Source organism: Streptomyces sp. SID14436 (assembly GCF_010548465.1).
Lineage (GTDB): Bacteria > Actinomycetota > Actinomycetes > Streptomycetales > Streptomycetaceae > Streptomyces.
Window position 1 is genome coordinate 1 of the sequence record NZ_JAAGMD010000041.1, and the last position, 1,291, is coordinate 1,291.

General features: G+C 75.9%; 1 protein-coding gene. It reads right to left on the reverse strand.

What is annotated here, in order from left to right; all coding sequences use genetic code 11:
• Positions 1 to 855, reverse strand: an 855-nt coding sequence (locus G3I53_RS01530; protein ID WP_164437953.1) for a dolichyl-phosphate beta-glucosyltransferase, incomplete at its 3' end; no start/stop codon positions are given.
• Between the last annotated feature and the right edge of the window lie 436 nt (positions 856 to 1,291).

Consider the following 1,291-nt stretch of genomic DNA (forward strand, 5'->3'; position numbering starts at 1 on the left):
CGGCAGTCCGTCGGCGCGGCGCAGCGCGGTCACCGGCAGCCGCCCGCCGGCGAGGGCACGCGCCAGCCGGGCCATGCCGCGCAGGTCGGCCAGGGCGGTGGAGAGGATGTCGACCCGGCTGTCGGGGTCGTCCACCCAGTCCACCGGCACCTCGTGGATCCGCAGCCCGGCGCGCTCGGCGAGCACCAGCAGTTCGGTGTCGAAGAACCACTCACGGTCCTCGACCAGGGGCAGCAGATGTTCGGCGACGTCCCGCCGCACCGCCTTGAATCCGCACTGCGCGTCGGTGAAACCCACCGCGAGGGTGCCGCGGAGCAGGTGGTTGTAGCAGCGCGAGATGATCTCCCGCTTGGGTCCGCGCACCACCCGCGAGCCGCGGGCCAGGCGGGTGCCGATCGCGACGTCCGAGTGCCCGGAGATCAGCGGGGCGACCAGCGGCAGCAGGGCGGCGAGGTCGGTGGACAGGTCGACGTCCAGGTAGGCGAGCACCGGCGCGCGGGAGCGGGTCCAGGCGGCGTGCAGCGCCCGGCCCCGCCCCTTCGCGGCCAGCCGGATCCAGTCGGTGCACGGCAGCTCGCGGGCCAGGCGTGCCGCGATCACCGGGGTGCGGTCGGTGCTGGCGTTGTCGGCGACGGTGATGCGGAACGCGTACGGGAACGTTTCTGTCAGGTGGGTGTGGAGCCGCCGGACACAGGGCTCCAGGTCGTCCTCCTCGTTGTGCACGGGGACGACGACGTCCAGCACCGGATCCGGATGGCCCGCGGGGAGCGGCGCGCGGCGCGGCAGCACGGCCGGCGCCGCGGTGGTGGAGGGGGTGCGGCGGCATGCCGGGGCGGACCGCCTCGCGGTACTCATGGCTGGATCACGGTCTCTCTCCGGCGGAACGGGCACGGCGCGCCCCGTTGACGGGTGCATGCCGAACAGGTCGGTGGACGGGTGGCGGACGGGTGGCTCACGGTCGTGGTCGCAGCGGTCGTGGTCGTCGGAACGGTCGCGGTCGGACCGGTCGGTGGGCGAAGGGAGGGGCGCGGAACGCGCGCCGGGTGCCGCTAGCCGCTGGCGGCCGATTCCCCACCGGCCGACGACGAGGGGTCTCCGCCGGACGCGCCGGTCGGCGGGGGAGGGCCCGCCGTGACGGAGTGCGACGGGGGCGGCCCGCCCGTCGCCCGTCCGTCCGCCCCTTCCGGGGTGGAGGTCGGCGGCGTGGTCGGTGTGCGGTCGCCCGCGGGCGGCGTGGTGCCGGAGACGTCCGTGGACGACGGGCCGGTGGGCGCCCGGGACACGGTGGCGT